Here is a 16,354-nt window from a genome sequence, read left to right as displayed (position 1 = left end):
GTAAGGAGGAAACAGTTGTGTCAATTATTCAAGAAGCAGCCACTTATCTATTGGAAGCAGAGGAAACAAAGCAGGTTATCAAGCCGTTAACGGTTTCCTATCCAGGGATTACCGTCGATGAAGCGTATCATACACAGTTAGAGATTATCCGTCGGAAAGTTGCAAATGGTGGAATCATTGTTGGGAAAAAAATTGGTGCGACAAGCAAAGCGATTCAAAACATGTTTGGTGTCAATCAGCCTGATTATGGTCATTTATTAGCAGATATGATGTATGTCGAAGGTGAAGAGATTTCACTAGAACAATATATTCAACCGAAAGTAGAATTTGAGATAGCCTTTATTTTAAAAAAGGATTTAAAAGGCCCGAATGTTTCCATCCTTGATGTCATCGAAGCTACAGATTATATTGTTCCGGCAATTGAAGTGATTGATAGCCGGATTGACGATTGGAAGATTAAGTTTGAAGACACAGTCGCAGACAATGGATCTTCTGCTAGTGCGATAATTGGCGGGAAACCTACAAAGCTTGATGGCTTAGATCTCACTCTTATCGGCATGGTCGCTTATCGAAATGGAGAAATGATTGATTCAGGAGCAGGGGCAGCCGTTCTTGGAAATCCACTTCGTTCGGTCGCATGGCTGGCGAATTCATTAGGTAAGTATGATGTATCCCTAAAAGCAGGGGAAATCATTCTTTCAGGCGCATTAACAAGTGCTATTGAAGTGAAGGAAAATGATACCTTTACGGCGGAGTTTGCCCATATTGGTTCAGTCACGGCTTCTTTTAAAAAATAAAGAGAAATCTCGGGTCAGGGGGTTTTTCCCCCACTGATCGATGGGATATCAAAAGAAACAAGGTGATAACATGATTAAGACGGATGTAATCGATCAAATAGCTTTTGAACTTTTTGAGGCGGAAAAACAGAAAAAAGCTGTGAATAAATTTGTTGACGCCTATCCTGAACTGGACGAAGCGTTAGCTTATCAAGTACAAGAACACTTAGTCGAAATGAAATGCAAAGAAGAAAACACAAAAAGGATTGGGCTTAAACTCGGATTAACGAGCAAAGCAAAACAAGAGATGATGGGGGTTCATGAGCCATCTTACGGGATCTTGCTTGAAAGCATGCAGCTGTTTGAAGGGGAAAAGATTTCGCTTGCACCTTTCATCCATGCAAAGCTGGAGCCGGAAATTGCCTTTATTTTTAACAAAGAATTGAAAGGACCGCATGTAACGGTAGCAGATGTGCTTCAAGCAACCGAATATATTGCACCTGCTGTTGAAATCATTGACAGCCGGTTCCATGGGTTCAAGTTTACTTTAGCAGATGCAGTTGCAGATAATTCATCTTCTTCCCGCTTTATTATTGGCGAAAGATTCTATTCACCGAAAAATTTCGATTTGAAATTGATGGGAATGGTGTTTAAACAAAATGGAGAAGTTGTGGCGACAGGTGCGGGAGCTGCAGTGATGGGGCATCCAGCGAGAGCAATTGCTTGGTTAGCCAATCGGTTGTATAAAGTGGGTCAAAGTATTCAACCAGGAGAAGTCGTGTTAAGCGGCTCCTTATCCGCGGCGATTAAAATTGAAGCGGGTGACCATTTCACGGCTGGCTTTGATGGCCTTGGCTCGGTTGAAGCAATATTCACGGAATAACTTCATAGCGAAGGGAGAGGTTGATATGCCATTTATTCAGGTTAATATTCTTAAAGGGAGATCACCTGAAAAGAAAGAACGATTAATTCGAGAAATGACCGATTTAGTATCAGAGGTGTTAGATGCTCCCGTCCAAAGTATTCGCGTCATGATTAATGAACTAGATCCGGAACATTGGGGCATCGCTGGCGAATCAGTTAAAAAGAGAAATGAGGTTTCAAAATGACAAACGTACAGACCGGGGTCAGAGAAGTTGGTCTTTATATAAACGGGGAATATATAAAAGCTAGCAATGGTGCCACTTTTGAAGTGAAAAATCCTGCAACACAGGAAGTCATTGCGAGAGTAAGTGAAGCCACAAAAGAAGATGTGGATCGTGCTTGCACTATTGCACGGGACGCTTTTGAAAATGGACCGTGGAGAACGATGACCGTAGCCGAGCGTTGTGCAAAGCTTCGTCGTATGGCTGAAATTATCCTTGAGCGAAAAGAGGAAATCGCTCGCTTAGATGCGACCGATGTAGGAAAACCATTTCACTCTGCAGTACAGCATGAAGTTCCACGGGCTGCTAACAATATCAAATTTTTTGCCGACTTCATGGAGCAACAAGGCGGAGAAGTGTATCCAATGGGCGAAGAGTATTTAAACTATACTCGCTATGAACCAGTTGGAGTAGCTGCACTCATTACGCCTTGGAATGTTCCTTTTATGCTCACCACTTGGAAACTTGGTCCTTGTCTTGCAGCAGGAAACACAGCTGTTATTAAACCAGCTGAAATGACTCCGCTTTCTGTTTCTCTTCTTGGAGAAATTGCGAAGGAAGCAGGAATCCCAGACGGGGTAGTCAATGTGGTTCATGGCCTAGGTGGAGTTGTTGGTACTGCTCTGACTACACATCCTAAAGTAGATCTTGTTTCCTTCACGGGTTCGACAGCTACAGGAAAGCGAATTATGAAAAACGGCGCAGACACGTTAAAGAAGGTTTCTTTTGAATTAGGCGGAAAAGCGGCGAATATCGTGTTCGAAGATGCGAATCTTGATAAAGCGATTCCTGTTTCGATTCATGCAGCGTTCATGAATTCCGGGCAAATCTGTCTTGCGGGATCAAGAATATTGGTGCAACGTACGATTTTAGAGGAGTTCCTTGAAAGATTTAAGAAAGCGGCAATGGAACTAAAAGTCGGTGATCCACAAAATGTGGATACAAAAATGGGACCGGTTGTGAGTGAAGAGCATTATAAAAAGGTAACAAGCTATCTTGAGATTGCTAAAGAAGAAAATGCGACATTAATCTGTGGTGGAAAGCGCCCGGATCTGCCTGAATATCTACAAAATGGTTATTATTTAGAGCCTACAGTCTATTTGACTGAAAATCCGAAGTCGCGAATTTGCCAGGAGGAAATCTTTGGCCCTGTTGTGACAATTATTCCGTTTGATTCTGAAGAGGAAGCGCTGCGAATTGCCAATGATACCGACTACGGATTGAACGGTGTCGTATGGACAGAAAATCTCCAGCGTGCTCATCGGATTTCACATTCTGTACGTGCCGGTACGATTTGGGTAAATTGTTGGTTTGTTCGTGATCTCCGTGCTCCATTCGGTGGTTTCAAAAAGAGTGGCGTCGGTCGTGAAGGCGGCCATCACAGCTTGGAATTTTTCACTGAAGCGAAAAATATTTGTATCGCTTTGAAATAATTTTCGATTTTCTCAATGATATGAAAAGTATAGAGGGAAAGGCGAATAGCTGCATTTTGTACTATCAGCCTTTCCTATTAATCTATTTTGGGGCAGTGTTATATCAATATTTTGCGAAAAAGGTAATGAAGGTGAGATAAAAACTTAATGAAAAAACAAAATGGAGCCAGTATTGAAACCTGGCTCCATTTTTATGGAAAATTATTTCCTCTTTAATGTTTAAATAATACGAGTAGTTACCATACCAGAAATTTGTTTGATTTTTTCCTCTATTGACGGAATAACATCACCATTTACTTTATTTTCAATGTCAATCATCGTATAGGCATATTCTCCACGGCTTCTGTTGACCATATCCGCAATATTTAAATGGTAACTAGATATAGCGTTGGTAATCTGTCCGACCATGTTTGGAACATTGTGATGGAATGCCACTACTCGCTGCTTTCCTGTATATGGAAGAGAAGTATTTGGGAAATTCACTGAGTTTTTGATGTTTCCTGTTTCTAAAAATTCCTTTACCTGACGTGCGGCCATGATTGCACAATTTTCCTCAGATTCTTGTGTGGAAGCACCTAGATGCGGAATTGGAACTGTATTTTTCATTTTGAGTATAGCTTCATTCGGGAAATCTGTAATATACTTCCCAACTTTCCCGCTTTCGAGAGCTGCTGCCATGTCTGTTTCATTCACAAGCTCACCACGTGAGAAGTTTAAAATATGAACTCCCGGCTTCATCATGCTAAATGTTGCTAAGTTAAACATACCTCTTGTGTCCTCGGTTAATGGTACATGCACAGTAATATAATCAGATTCAGAGAACAATTGTTCAATGGTCATTGCCCTTTGTACTTTGCGGGATAAATTCCAAGCTGTATCGACAGAGATAAACGGGTCAAACCCAATCACATCCATATCTAAATCAAGCGCGTCATTCGCTACAAGCGCACCAATGGCTCCTAAACCAATGACACCTAATGTTTTCCCTTTAATTTCTTTTCCGACAAACTGTTTTTTCCCAGCTTCCACTAGCTTTGGAATTTGGTCACCTTCATTCTCCAAAGCCTTTGCCCAAGCAACACCGTCAAAAAGATTGCGGGAAGAAGAGATTAATGAGGTTAGTACCATTTCTTTTACGGCATTGGCATTCGCACCAGGAGTATTAAATACAACGATACCTTGCTCTGTACATTTTTCTACCGGAATATTATTTACACCTGCTCCAGCTCTTGCAATTGCTTTTAAATGATTTCCGATTTCAACTGAGTGCATATTGAAGCTGCGAACAAGGATGGCATCTGGATTTTCACTGCCGTTGTCGATCTGAAAATTACCCTTATTGAATACATTTAAACCACTTTCTGCGATATTATTAAGTGTTTTGATAGTTTGTATTTTTTCTAAAGTGATAGTGCTCATCATTAATTCCTCCTAATTTTCCCCTTTAATAAACAGAAAGAGGTAAGGGAAATAATTCCCTTACCTCTGCCCAGGCGAACGGCTGCGACACCATGTGCTCCCTCGCGGTTATCCGCGTTTCGCCAGTTACACATGGTCTTTTAAATTTATTTAATATTATCATAATTCTCTGTAGTTTTCTACCTAAACAACTTAAATAAATATATTTTCCAGTTTATGATATTTCTCAAGAAAGAAGGGAAATTTATCCATGCACAAAGCAACGAGTGTAAATATGATAGGGGTCAGTCCAACGGGCTGACCCCATTTTTTGCCGTTTTTTGTTTTTAGAAAAGGAGGAATATTCTTTAAATAAAAAGTATATATGTATAGTGGAAGTAATTAACCTAATGAAAGGATGATGTCTGAATGGATTGGCTATGGCTGGTTGGTCGGGCAGTATTTGGTCTTTATTTTGTTTATTCTGGTCTTAATCATTTCATCCAATTTCAAGGTTTAAAGCAGTATGCCTCTTATAAAGGGGTCCCAGCACCAGGTCTATCTGTAGTCGTTACCGGATTAATGCTCCTTGCGGGTGGATTAAGTATCCTTACGGCATATTGGGTTGAATGGGGACTCTATTTATTAGTAATATTCTTGGTTGTTTCAGCTTTCTTGATGCATAATTTCTGGAAGGTTGAGGATCAGACGGCAAAAGCAGGGGAGAAGAGTCAATTTCTTAAGAATATTGCATTAGCAGCTGCAGCTTTAATGTTACTCTCCATCACAAACTGGACTTGGTAAATGAAAATATGCAAAAAGGCAGGTTGCTGTTCGGGCAACCTGCCTTTTTTATTGTATAAATAAAGTGCCTGTCACTTGTTGAATGAATGGCATTTATAAACACCAAATATTTACATATCCTACGCGAAGAGTTTACCATAAAATTGGAAGGTGCCAGGCGCTTTTTGGAAATCGAAGCTGTGGCTGAATTATAAAGGTGGTATAGGAATATGAATTTTATTTGTTCAAAATGTGGGAACAAGGTCGATGTAAGCACAAGAGAATCTAAGTGTAGGTGTGGAGGACTTTGGAAGCTTGATTATCAACCGCCTACATTTGATGTGAATAAAATAGATAAAGATGCATGGGGAATTTTTAGATATCGTGCTTTTATGCCTCTTGAAGGTGATAGTTGGAAAGATATTACTTTGGGAGAAGGAATGACTCCTATTGTTCAGTTTGATGAAGATGTCTTGGTGAAAATGGAGTATTTTATGCCAACTCTTTCATTTAAGGATAGGGGTGCCGCTGTTTTAATCGCACATTGTAAAGCAATTGGGGTTGATTCGGTTGTTCAAGATAGCAGTGGTAATGGAGGAAATAGCGTAGCTGCCTATAGTGCAAAAGCCGCAATCCAATGTGAAATTTTCGTACCAGAAGGAACATCACCAAAGAAAATTGATATGATTAAAGCCCATGGTGCCACTGTAAATATCGTTCCAGGTACTAGAGATGATTGTGCCGAAGTTTGTAGAGATAAGGTAGATTCAGAAAGTAAGTATTATGCAAATCATGTTTATAATCCATTTTTCTATGAAGGAACGAAAACGTATATATATGAAGTTTATGAGCAGCTCCATCGTATACCTTCTAATATTTTTGTACCATTAGGAAATGGAACGTTATTTATTGGAGTAGTGAAGGGATTAGAAGAACTCATAGAAAGTGGAATTATACAGGAAATGCCTACTATAATAGCGGTTCAAAGTGAAAAGTGTGCACCATTTTATGAAGCTGTCTTAGAAGGAGAAAAGAAACCCGCAAAGGTTCAGGCACAGCCTACTTTAGCAGAAGGAATTTCAATTGGTGTACCAATGCGTGGAGAAGAAATACTAGAATATATTTATAAATATAATATTCAAGTCGTTACGGCTCCTGAAGATAAAATTTTAGATGCTAGAATGGCATTAGCACGTAAAGGAATATATTGTGAACATACAACTTCAGCATGTTATGCAGCATATCTAAAATATTGTGAACTGAATGGAAGAACAAGAGACAGTCTAATTCCTATGACTGGGGCCGGCTTAAAATCAGATCATTAATTTTAATAAGAGGTGTAGGAAATGGTAAAAAGTAATTATCAAGAAATCGATACGCCAGCACTGATCATTGATAAAGATATTATGGAGAACAACATCGTATACATGCAGGAAAAAGTAAACAGTTGGGGAATAAACTTGTGTCCACACACAAAAACACATAAAAGCCTGAGCTCGCTGGACTTCAAATGAAAGCAGGAGCTGTGGGCATAACAGTAGCCAAAGTGGGTGAAGCGGAGGTAATGGCTGTCTTGGTCGTGGCAAAATACAATAATATAGTGTCATGGTATATTCAAAAAGGTAGAGGTGCCAGCCTAATCATATGTTGATATGCCGAAAACATGCAAGTTTTTATTCATCTCCTGCATGTTTTCGGCTTTTTTTAATTGAGAATCATATACGATCTGCTTACCTTATTTGAATGCTATCAAAAAGTTATTTTACATTTGAATAGGCTGTTCAGTATTTTCTGCCATTCTCTGTTTCTTAGATTTTTTAAAATACAATAATTCATACACACATGGGATGACGATCAATGTTAAGAGTGTCGCGAGAGCCAGCCCGCCAATAACGACAACAGCCAAGCTTTGAGAAACCAAGCTTCCGGTCTGAGATGCTTTAAACAGGAGTGGAATCATCGCACATATCGTTGCGATTGCGGTCATCATAATCGGCCGCATTCTAGTAGCCGTTGCTTCAACAATCGCTTCACGAATTGTCATTTTTTCTTCATTTTGCCTAACACGGTCAATCAGAACAATCGCATTGGTGACGACAATTCCAATCAGCATAAGCGCTCCAAGCAGTGCAGTGATATCAACAGAAATCCTGCTGATTAAGATTCCTAGAATTGCACCGATGGCCGCAAGCGGCAGGGAGGTTAAAATCGCGATTGGTGCTTTAATCGACTTAAACGTGATGACCATAATCAGGAATACAATTCCGATTGATACGAGCATGATTAAGAAAAGATCGGTAAAATCGTCCATCTGCTGCGCACTTGCCCCTCCAACAAGAACATCTACATCTTCAGGAATGTCGATTCCTTTATTGTCTTTTTGATCACCGAATAATTCCAGGTTAATCTTCGTGGAGATATCAGAGAGCTTAGCAGGATCGACGGTTGCAATGACGCGAAGGTAGGTCTCTCCATCTTTATGGAATTGGCTGGTTGAGCTCTCAGCCTTTTGTAATGTTGCTATATCAGAAACCGGCACCATTCCGCTTTCAGTCATAATCGGAATGTTTTTCAAGTCGTCTTGTGTTTCTGTGTTAAGTAAAGGTTCAAGAACAACCATTGTTTGTTTTTCATTTACCTTAATCGTTCCCAGTGGTGTTTGATTTAACATAACACCAAGCTGCTGGGCAATTTGCTGTGTATTACCTTTTGCAGGATCTACGACTAACGAGTAGACGGTTTTCTTTTCATCTTGATTCGTTGTTACTTTTTCAACACCGTCAATATCAGACACGGTTTCTTTAATAGTATTTGCTGTTTTTTCCAATTGATCGATATCCTCACCAACAACATCAATCGTAATATTCGTTGCCGATCCGCCCATCATAAACGAAGCCGTGGCAACTTCTAATACAGCATCCTTATAGTCGTCCTTTTTCTGTTCAATTTCTTTTAAAACTTTATCGGTATCGTCTTTATCTTTTAATAGAATACTGATGATCGCTTCGGTTGGAGAACCAATTTCGCCAAATTGAGCGAAATCAGCCGAAGAACCGACTTGGTTAAAAACATATTCAACCTCATCCATCCCAGCAATCGAATTTTCAAGCTCGAGTGCCTTTTCTTTGACCGTTTCAAAAGGTGTTTCATTTGGATATTTCAAGGTAGCTGATACAAAGTCGGCAGATGAATTGTCAACGGCACCCTTCGGTACGGCAAAGTAAGCGACTATCGATCCGGCAAACAGTAGCAGGGAAATGGTGAAAATAATCCATTTATGATTTAACGACCATTTGACTACTTTTGGAAAGCGTACCGCCGGTTTATGTTCTGGAAGTTTGGTATTTTTCAACAAACCAGCACTCATTAACGGTACGACTGTTAATGCAACCAAAAGTGAGGCAAGCAATGAATAGGTAACGGTTAAGGCAAATGGTAAAAGGAATTCTTGAAGTCCACCGTTTAATAAGCTCATTGGCAGGAAAACCGCGACCGTCGTTAACGTGGAGGCCGTAATCGCGACACCCACTTGTTTGGTTGCATCAATCACCATTTGGACTGAAAATTTCTCTGTTTGCATTTTGCGGTAAATATTTTCAATGACAACGATACTGTCGTCAACAAGCCGCCCAACGGCAACGGCAACTCCTCCGAGTGTTAAAATGTTTAACGTTACCCCGGAACGTGAAAGTAAGAACAAGGTAAAGCAAAGTGACAGCGGGATGGAAACAATCGTAATAAACGTTGTTCGGATATTTCGTAAAAAAATCATAATCACAATCGTAGCAAATAAAGCACCAAGGAGGACTTCTTTCATCATCGTTTGAACAGATGTTTCAACCATATCAGCTGAGGCAACATAAATAGTAGATTCTTGTGTATCGTATTTTTTGTTAATTTCCTTTGTTACTTTTTCGATTTCTTTACTAATGGTTACAGCATTCGAATTACTATCCTTCGTTACACTGATGCTTAGGGCTTCGTTCCCGTCGAAACGGTTAACAAAATTGGATTGTGTTGTTTCCTCAATAGATGAGATATCATCTAGGGATACATTTGGCGCGACGGGCAGGCTTTTTAGCTTTTCGAGACTTGTTACGTCGCCAATCACCTTTATATTGCTTGTTTTTCCGTCAATATTCTTTTCACCAATGGCAAGAGCGGTGTTTTGACCTTGAAGAATTCCCAGTACCGACTGAAGAGATACCTGGTTTTCTGCTAACTTTTGATTATCGATTTTTATTGAGATAACAGGATCAACTAAACCATAGGTTTGAACTTGGGCCACACCGTCAATATCTTTGTATAACGGTTCAATTTTCTCTTTTATCAATTCCAGGTTTTCAGTCGTAAGGCCATCTTTAAAGGTTACAGCGATGTTGGAAATGGGAATCATCGAGGTATTTAGCTGTGAAATGATGGGCTTTGATAGATAACCTGGGAGTGCTACATTTGATAATGCCTCTTGAACATCTAATTTTGCCTGTTTCATGTCGGAACCAGCTTCAAAAAATAAATCAACTTTTGAAAAGCCGTCTCCCGTTGTAGAAAAGATAGAATTTTTTCCTGAAATGCCGGTAACCGCTCGCTCAATTGGAGAAGTGACATCACTTTCCATTGTTTTTGAATCGGTTCCTTGGCCCATTGTAATAATCGTTACTTGCGGATTATCGGCTGAAGGCAAGAATTCCATCGGTAATCTAAAATAACTAACGACCCCAATGATTAGAATTAATATCGTTATTAATGAGACAGCGGCTTTGTTCCGAAAAGCCCATTTCGTGAAAACTGACATAGGTACATCTCCCCTTTGAAAAAGTATAAAAACCAGGTTCAAACTTAACACATTCTTGTGATCATTAGGAATTATTTACCATAAATTATCAAACTCTTAATAAAGTCAATCAAGAATTTAAATTAACACCGCCTTTTTGCAAAATATTTTATAGTGCTTTATGACAATCACGTCATCCTCGAACCTGCTACCTAAATATCCCATATTTACTTTGTTTTGAGGAGACTGAATTTTTTCTACGACTTAAGTCTTACCGATTGCTTTATACATGAGGTGTGTGTGCTAGATGGGCACGGTCTTGGACCTGGTCTAATGCAGAATCTGAATAAAAAAGAAGCGTTTTAAAGACGCTTCAAATAATTAAAAGTGGAAATTCATACAATCTAACCGAAGGTGAAGAATGAATAGCATTGCTTAAGAATATCTTTCTAAAATTTGTTGTCTATCGTAATATTGTTCTCCATGTTAAAATGAATAAATTATACAAACATGATATTTTTTTCATAGATTATAATAGTACTTTAATAATAGGTGTGATGGAATTATGCAGAGAACAAAAGCAGCAATATTTATTATTACTGGGTTAATATGTGTGGGTGTGCTCCTTTATTTACTTCTGCCAGACCGTAATCAGGCAAGTCTGGAGAGTGTAGAGACGACCGCTTCTGTTAAGCATGAACAAGTTGAAAATACAGTCGTTACTGACGATGAAAATAAAGCAGCTGAAGAAGAGGTACAAATAGAAGTGGTTGAAAAAAATGATCACTCTATAACCGAAGAAATTAAGGCTAAGGTTCGGGAAGTAGTAGAGGGTGCCATTGATTTATTTAAAAAAGATCAAAGGATTGTGTCTATTGGTGACTCTCTAACCGAAGGGGTTGGAGACGAATCAGAAAATGGCGGTTATGTTGGCATACTCAATAATACGTTTGAAGACAATGACCTAAATATCACGATAGAAAACTTCGGTAAAAAAGGTAACCGGTCAGATCAATTATTAAAACGGCTAGAAAAAGAAGACATTACCTCTGCCATTAAAGAGGCTGATATTGTTCTCATCACCATTGGTGCTAACGATATTATGAAAGTATTAAAATCTAATTTTATGAACATTACAATGGACCTTTTCGACGAAGAAAAGGTGGAATATAGGAAACGATTAACAGCCATCTTTGATAAAATCAATGACATAAATCCAGATACCCAAATATATTTAATCGGTTTTTATAATCCTTTTGAGCAGCACTTTAGTGAAGTCAAAGAACTTGGCATGATCATTGACAAGTGGAATGAGGCTGGAAAATCACTTACAGAAGAATATGACAATGTTAGCTATATTCCAACAACAGACCTATTTAGTCAATCTCCCATCGATTTATTGGCAGAAGATGAATTCCACCCAAACACAAGTGGATATAAGCTTATGGCCCAGCGTGTTTTAGACTACTTGAAAGAATCCAATGAAGAGACCGAAATCAACACTGCGGATATAGAATCTTAATTTAAAGTGTTCCGAATTAAAACAAATAGGTAAAAAAGAAAGCCAAATAAAAACACTGTTGAAATGGTCCAATAAATTTATAGAATGAAGAAAAATGGAAGAATAGTGACCGATAATTTAAGGGGGAAAATTATTTGAATCAAGCTTTACTGATTATTGATGCTCAACAGGATTTGATAGAAGGTAATAAAGAAGAAAAGGGAGTTTTTGAAAAGGAAAAATTGGTTAATAACATTAATACAGTAATTGATAAAGCAATAGAAGCAAGTGCATCCATAATTTTTATACGAGATTTAGATGTTTCGACTGGAGTAGGACCTGGTTTCCAAGTACACAAAGATATTAGCGTACCATCCACTGCTGCCATATTTGATAAGACTGCTACAAATTCATTTTACGGAACAGCGTTACAAGAATATTTAAACCAAAACAAAATAGAGCATTTGGTAATTATGGGATGTAAGACAGAACACTGTATTGATACGGCTGTAAGAACGGCTACAATCAATCATTTTGATGTAACATTAGTTGGAGATGGACATTCTACTTCAGACTCGAAAATTTTATCGGCAGAACAAATAGTTTGTCATCACAATGAAACTCTTCACGGTCATTATAATGTAGATAATTTTTCAGTTGTTAGAAATACAGATGAAGATTTATTTATCCCTATTCACAATAAATACCGATAGAATCCTTATTAAACTAATGGGATTTAGTTGAACAAGGTTCGTCCTGTATATCAGGACGAGCCCTGTTTTTTATGCTTTTTAATCAGCCATTCAATTTGTGATTTTAGGTGTCATTTCAATTCGTTTTTTTGAATATGCACCTCAAAACGGTACAGCAGGATGGTTAGAGACCACTTCATTGTCATCTTTCACTTCAAATACAATTTAGTTGGATATGCCCCACTAAAGCAGGCGATACAGCGGCTGCTGGTTTCAGCTAAATCTACATCAACCGCCTCTAATAACCCTTCAGTACTTAAAAAAGCTAAAGAATCTGCTCCAATCACTTCTCCCATGGCTCGTTCATGTTCATGTATGTTGGCAAAAAGTTCTTCTTTTATTGGCATATCCACTCCATAAAAACAAGGGTTTTTTACCATAGGGGAACTAATTCGTACATGGACCTCTTTGGCACCTGCTTGACTGCAAGTCTCACCGGAGAATTAGAAAATATAAAAGTGAAATGAAAGGACAAGGCAGCTGTTTGTGTGGTCATGTCTTCAGCAGGTTATCCAGGTCCATATGAAAAGGGACAAGTCATACATGGATTGGACCAAGTCGTTAATCCAACGATTATTTTCCATACAGGTACCGCTGCAAAGGATGGAAAAATTATTACAAATGGCAGTCGGGTTGTCGGAATTACTGCCATCGGTGAAACTCTTAAAGAAGCGCGTGAATTGGCTTACCATTCGGTTGAAAAGGTATCCTTTAATAGTGCACATTACCGAACAGATATAGGAACAAAAGCATTCCATTGATTGGTTTGCAGCTTAATAAAAATAGGAAGAGTGAATGATTGTAATAACTCGAATACATAATTACCGAAAAAGTGGTGGTGCTAGGTTCAGGGGGCTAGGAAAAGAGTCGATTTTTTGAGGATCTATGTTTTATGTCTATGGGTAATCGCCTAATCCTGGGACAATTGTGAAACATAGTATGAGATTGTGGTTAATTTATATGTGATAAATAACCATTTCAGTTGTGAATAAGGATGATGAAAGTAAACAACTTGGGTGGGGGAATGTATCAAAATGAATGAACATAATCAATACCGTCACGATTTATTGGAATGGTGTCATGAAACAGCTAAAAGTTTATCTGAACAATTGGAATTGTTAACTAGAGAATTAAATGCTTATCAAGATCAAGAAGAGATTGAAGTTGATTATGTAAATCGTTTGGAGATGGAAGGACAAATCCAAATCGAGGAAGAAAAATGGGAAACAAATGCTTTTCAATACGAGATGGAGATTGAATCAGACCAATATGTTGATAGGGAGGAACTAAACCAATACAGAGAGGATTTATTGGAATGGTGTAATATCCTTTATTCAAATTGGAATAGAACGAAACCGAAGTTATCAAACCTTGTTGCGTACGAAAGCTTAGAGGGCTGGGAAGGAATGTGCTCTCGATTAAAAGAGAAATTACAGGAAGATCTGTCATTAGACTACGAAGACTATGAGACAGCTAATACCTTGTATGAACAGTGGGAAAAGCTTCTTGAGGAATCGTATTCTTATCAAGAAGAAAATGAAGTTTGATTAGAATTTAGACGCAGTCCTTAGAGCAAAATGGTTTTTTACGAAATAAGATGAATGATGCCAAACACACATAAAAACACTATTTCACTACTAAAAACAGCGAATGTTCCTCTTCATTTATTTGGGTGGGAACATTCGCTTTTGGTGTTTTGTGTTAATGGAAGGCTCTTTTCTTAAACTTTGTTGCTTTTTGAAACAAAATTTAATGATTGTGCTAAGTTTCAGCAGAAAATAGAATAAATTTAATAAGAAAAGAGCTTGCAAACTAAATTCTAAAGCGCAAAATTACTATTTCCACGTTAAAATCGGCTTTAAGATTTTAACAACAATCTTTACGAAAACAACCTAATGGAAAAACCTCGGGGATGTTCTCATGGCTCAAAATAGGGTTTGACCAAAAGAACCGTCCCCATGGTCGCCCTTCAATCCATTTCATCGACAATTCTCAACATAAATCTGCTATAATAAAATGTGATAAAAAGAAGGTGGTGAGAAAAAGTGGAAAAAACACTTAATTTGATTTTGGCTGAACAAAAAAGACAAGGTGATTTATTGCATCAATTAATTAATGCTGTTGCAGCAACAAATGTAAAAGTTGCCGAAATGGACGGAAAAATTACCGAAATGGATGGAAAAATTGTCGAAATGGATGGAAAAATTACAGAAATAAACGGAAAAGTGACTATAATTGAAAAAAAACTAGATTCAGTCTTCGAGGAGGTTAAAGAAATAAAGGCGACAATGGCAACAAAACATGACCTCGAATACTATGATCAAATGATTTCAGAGCATTCTAGGGAAATTTATAAACTAAAAAATCATTAAACCTCTCCAATGAAACTCCTCAATAATATACTTAATTCGTTCTGAGAATTTCATAACTTCTTTGAGTTTGTACCCTAACAAGACATGGCCTCTTTGTTCATCCTACACTTATATTAAAAAACAAAAAGGCAGCATCCGATTACTAAGTGCGAGCACCATCCATAAACTTGGAAGGTGCCTGCCACTATTTTAATAGTTTACACATTATTCATTTTGATGCAGGTACCAGAAAGAACTGTTCTATTCGTACACAACTTGGGCATATGAATGGAAACAGGAGTTTAATGGACATGGTTTATCTGCGTTTCTATATGCATGTAGTTATTTTTGAATGAATGGTAGGAGATAATATGGCGTCAAATACTTATTATTATTTAGGCTTGATTTTTGTATCCATTGTTTGGGGAATCAATTTTGGGATTTCACGGTGGGCAATGGAGGTTTTCCCCGCAGAGGTGTTTGTATTTCTTAGATTTGGACTAGCATTGCCCATATTATTTCTTATGTTAAAGTGGACAGAAGGCAGTGTAAGAGTAGAGAAAAAAGATTTGCTTAAATTAGCCTTCATTGGATTAATTGGCATCACGGCTTTAGAAATCATGGTAATGTATTCAATCAAGTATACAACACTTGCTAATGCTTCTTTATTGAATGTCGCTCCGTGGCCCATTTTTGCTGCTCTTTTTGCACCATTATTTATTCGTGAAAAAATAACAACCAGGGTAGCTACGGGAGGTTTAATTGCTTTAGTAGGGGTAACGATGATCATCCTAGGCGGGAAGAATGGCTTTGATTTAGGCTCTGAGTATATGATTGGAAACTACATTGCTCTAGGCATTAGTTTAATAGGTGCGTTATTTAATTTAGCCACCATGCCGTTGATGGAAAAATACTCTCCTCTTCGCGTGACCACATGGTTCATTTTTTTTGGTTCACTCTTTTTATTTCCGATTACATTCGATAAATGGAGTACAATCCAATGGGATAATCTATCGTTCGTCACATGGGGAGCCGTTGCCTACAATGTGCTAATGTGCACAGTCTTTGCTATTGTTATTTGGAATATATCGATGAAACATGTTGGTGCAGCAAAAGCGAACTTCTTCCGTTATTTCGTGCCAGCGGCCGCTACTGTGGCGGGTGCGTTTTTCTTTAATGAACCGATTTGGGCAGCTCAGATCGTTGGTGGAGTCGTCATTGTTTTTGGTTTAGTTTGGATTGGAACGGAGAGAAAGCAGCAAATTCCACCCATATTCTCCAACAACAATCGATAGCTAAATGAAACTAATCGAAAAACTTTCGATTAGTTTTTTTGTTGGTTGATTTTTAATAAGCAGATTGTGAAGAATGTACATCTAGTAATAGCTTAACAGTTGGTGACCATAGAATCACTATGATAGCATAATGTGAATAAATAAAA

15 protein-coding genes, 1 pseudogene and 1 riboswitch are annotated in these 16,354 nt (G+C 38.1%); of the genes and pseudogenes, 13 read left to right on the top strand and 3 right to left on the bottom strand.

The window, feature by feature from the left end; translation table 11 throughout:
- Nucleotides 1–17: 17 nt before the first annotated feature.
- From J2Y03_RS11550 to J2Y03_RS11535, 4 genes are all read left to right on the top strand, one after another.
- Entirely contained in the window at nt 18–797 is a 780-nt protein-coding gene (locus tag J2Y03_RS11550) for a 2-keto-4-pentenoate hydratase (protein WP_310194164.1), read from the top strand.
- 70 nt (nt 798–867) lie between these two features.
- Nucleotides 868–1,659, top strand: coding sequence for a 2-keto-4-pentenoate hydratase (locus tag J2Y03_RS11545; protein ID WP_310194920.1), 792 nt, complete (start codon nt 868–870; stop codon nt 1,657–1,659).
- 25 nt (nt 1,660–1,684) lie between these two features.
- Nucleotides 1,685–1,885 carry a 2-hydroxymuconate tautomerase gene (locus tag J2Y03_RS11540; protein WP_310194162.1) on the top strand — a complete coding sequence of 67 codons (201 nt, stop codon included), beginning with the start codon at nt 1,685–1,687 and terminating at the stop codon, nt 1,883–1,885.
- Nucleotides 1,882–3,354 (top strand): aldehyde dehydrogenase, encoded by a 1,473-nt coding sequence (locus J2Y03_RS11535; protein ID WP_310194159.1) that lies wholly within the window; start codon nt 1,882–1,884, stop codon nt 3,352–3,354. The genes J2Y03_RS11540 and J2Y03_RS11535 overlap by 4 nt, the downstream gene beginning before the upstream one ends.
- 219 nt (nt 3,355–3,573) lie before the next feature.
- On the opposite strand, the gene J2Y03_RS11530 is transcribed toward J2Y03_RS11535, so the two are convergent.
- The gene (locus J2Y03_RS11530) at nt 3,574–4,773 is read right to left on the bottom strand and encodes a phosphoglycerate dehydrogenase (protein ID WP_132095203.1); all 1,200 of its coding nucleotides are present in this window, start codon (nt 4,771–4,773) and stop codon (nt 3,574–3,576) included.
- A 61-nt stretch (nt 4,774–4,834) separates the two neighbouring features.
- A riboswitch (ZMP/ZTP riboswitch) is annotated at nt 4,835–4,913 on the bottom strand.
- A 268-nt stretch (nt 4,914–5,181) separates the two neighbouring features.
- On the opposite strand from J2Y03_RS11530, the gene J2Y03_RS11525 reads away from it, so the two are divergent.
- The 3 genes and pseudogenes from J2Y03_RS11525 to J2Y03_RS11515 form a co-directional block, all read left to right on the top strand.
- The gene (locus J2Y03_RS11525) at nt 5,182–5,556 is read left to right on the top strand and encodes a DoxX family protein (protein WP_132095201.1); all 375 of its coding nucleotides are present in this window, start codon (nt 5,182–5,184) and stop codon (nt 5,554–5,556) included.
- 209 nt (nt 5,557–5,765) lie between these two features.
- Nucleotides 5,766–6,860, top strand: coding sequence for a threonine synthase (locus J2Y03_RS11520; protein ID WP_310194155.1), 1,095 nt, complete (start codon nt 5,766–5,768; stop codon nt 6,858–6,860).
- A 21-nt stretch (nt 6,861–6,881) separates the two neighbouring features.
- Nucleotides 6,882–7,105 (top strand): annotated as a pseudogene (locus J2Y03_RS11515) (D-TA family PLP-dependent enzyme); the annotation flags it as partial.
- A 192-nt stretch (nt 7,106–7,297) separates the two neighbouring features.
- Here the strand turns inward: J2Y03_RS11515 and J2Y03_RS11510 are convergent.
- Complete coding sequence (locus J2Y03_RS11510) at nt 7,298–10,330, bottom strand: efflux RND transporter permease subunit (RefSeq protein ID WP_310194152.1); 3,033 nt, start codon at nt 10,328–10,330, stop codon at nt 7,298–7,300.
- A gap of 544 nt (nt 10,331–10,874) precedes the next feature.
- On the opposite strand from J2Y03_RS11510, the gene J2Y03_RS11505 reads away from it, so the two are divergent.
- Together J2Y03_RS11505 and J2Y03_RS11500 are read left to right on the top strand one after the other, a co-directional pair.
- Complete coding sequence (locus J2Y03_RS11505) at nt 10,875–11,831, top strand: SGNH/GDSL hydrolase family protein (RefSeq protein ID WP_310194149.1); 957 nt, start codon at nt 10,875–10,877, stop codon at nt 11,829–11,831.
- Nucleotides 11,832–11,965: 134 nt separating this feature from the next.
- The gene (locus J2Y03_RS11500) at nt 11,966–12,523 is read left to right on the top strand and encodes a cysteine hydrolase family protein (protein ID WP_310194146.1); all 558 of its coding nucleotides are present in this window, start codon (nt 11,966–11,968) and stop codon (nt 12,521–12,523) included.
- A 188-nt stretch (nt 12,524–12,711) separates the two neighbouring features.
- Here J2Y03_RS11500 and J2Y03_RS11495 read toward each other — a convergent pair whose 3' ends face one another.
- Nucleotides 12,712–12,942: a hypothetical protein gene (locus tag J2Y03_RS11495; RefSeq protein WP_310194143.1), complete on the bottom strand. Its 231-nt coding sequence runs from the start codon at nt 12,940–12,942 to the stop codon at nt 12,712–12,714.
- Nucleotides 12,943–13,050: 108 nt separating this feature from the next.
- Here J2Y03_RS11495 and J2Y03_RS11490 point away from each other — a divergent pair, with 108 nt between their 5' ends.
- From J2Y03_RS11490 to J2Y03_RS11475, 4 genes are all read left to right on the top strand, one after another.
- Nucleotides 13,051–13,323, top strand: coding sequence for a phosphoribosylglycinamide synthetase C domain-containing protein (locus J2Y03_RS11490; RefSeq protein WP_310194142.1), 273 nt, complete (start codon nt 13,051–13,053; stop codon nt 13,321–13,323).
- Nucleotides 13,324–13,596: 273 nt separating this feature from the next.
- Entirely contained in the window at nt 13,597–14,109 is a 513-nt protein-coding gene (locus J2Y03_RS11485) for a hypothetical protein (protein WP_310194139.1), read from the top strand.
- Between the two features lie 498 nt (nt 14,110–14,607).
- Entirely contained in the window at nt 14,608–14,934 is a 327-nt protein-coding gene (locus J2Y03_RS11480; protein WP_310194137.1) for a hypothetical protein, read from the top strand.
- Nucleotides 14,935–15,284: 350 nt separating this feature from the next.
- Entirely contained in the window at nt 15,285–16,208 is a 924-nt protein-coding gene (locus J2Y03_RS11475) for a DMT family transporter (protein ID WP_310194134.1), read from the top strand.
- Nucleotides 16,209–16,354: the final 146 nt, after the last annotated feature.

The organism is Neobacillus niacini (assembly GCF_031457145.1).
Lineage (GTDB): Bacteria > Bacillota > Bacilli > Bacillales > Cytobacillaceae > Neobacillus > Neobacillus niacini_J.
This window is presented reverse-complemented; position numbering and strand designations above follow the sequence as displayed.

What these genes read in the sequence shown, in the direction of transcription:
- J2Y03_RS11545 (WP_310194920.1), top strand. Translation starts at nt 868, where the DNA reads ATGATTAAGACGGATGTAATCGATCAAATAGCTTTTGAACTTTTTGAG.
- J2Y03_RS11540 (WP_310194162.1), top strand. Translation starts at nt 1,685, where the DNA reads ATGCCATTTATTCAGGTTAATATTCTTAAAGGGAGATCACCTGAAAAG.
- J2Y03_RS11535 (WP_310194159.1), top strand. Translation starts at nt 1,882, where the DNA reads ATGACAAACGTACAGACCGGGGTCAGAGAAGTTGGTCTTTATATAAAC.
- J2Y03_RS11530 (WP_132095203.1), bottom strand. Translation starts at nt 4,773, where the DNA reads ATGAGCACTATCACTTTAGAAAAAATACAAACTATCAAAACACTTAAT.
- J2Y03_RS11525 (WP_132095201.1), top strand. Translation starts at nt 5,182, where the DNA reads ATGGATTGGCTATGGCTGGTTGGTCGGGCAGTATTTGGTCTTTATTTT.
- J2Y03_RS11520 (WP_310194155.1), top strand. Translation starts at nt 5,766, where the DNA reads ATGAATTTTATTTGTTCAAAATGTGGGAACAAGGTCGATGTAAGCACA.
- J2Y03_RS11510 (WP_310194152.1), bottom strand. Translation starts at nt 10,330, where the DNA reads ATGTCAGTTTTCACGAAATGGGCTTTTCGGAACAAAGCCGCTGTCTCA.
- J2Y03_RS11505 (WP_310194149.1), top strand. Translation starts at nt 10,875, where the DNA reads ATGCAGAGAACAAAAGCAGCAATATTTATTATTACTGGGTTAATATGT.
- J2Y03_RS11495 (WP_310194143.1), bottom strand. Translation starts at nt 12,942, where the DNA reads ATGGTAAAAAACCCTTGTTTTTATGGAGTGGATATGCCAATAAAAGAA.
- J2Y03_RS11485 (WP_310194139.1), top strand. Translation starts at nt 13,597, where the DNA reads ATGAATGAACATAATCAATACCGTCACGATTTATTGGAATGGTGTCAT.
- J2Y03_RS11475 (WP_310194134.1), top strand. Translation starts at nt 15,285, where the DNA reads ATGGCGTCAAATACTTATTATTATTTAGGCTTGATTTTTGTATCCATT.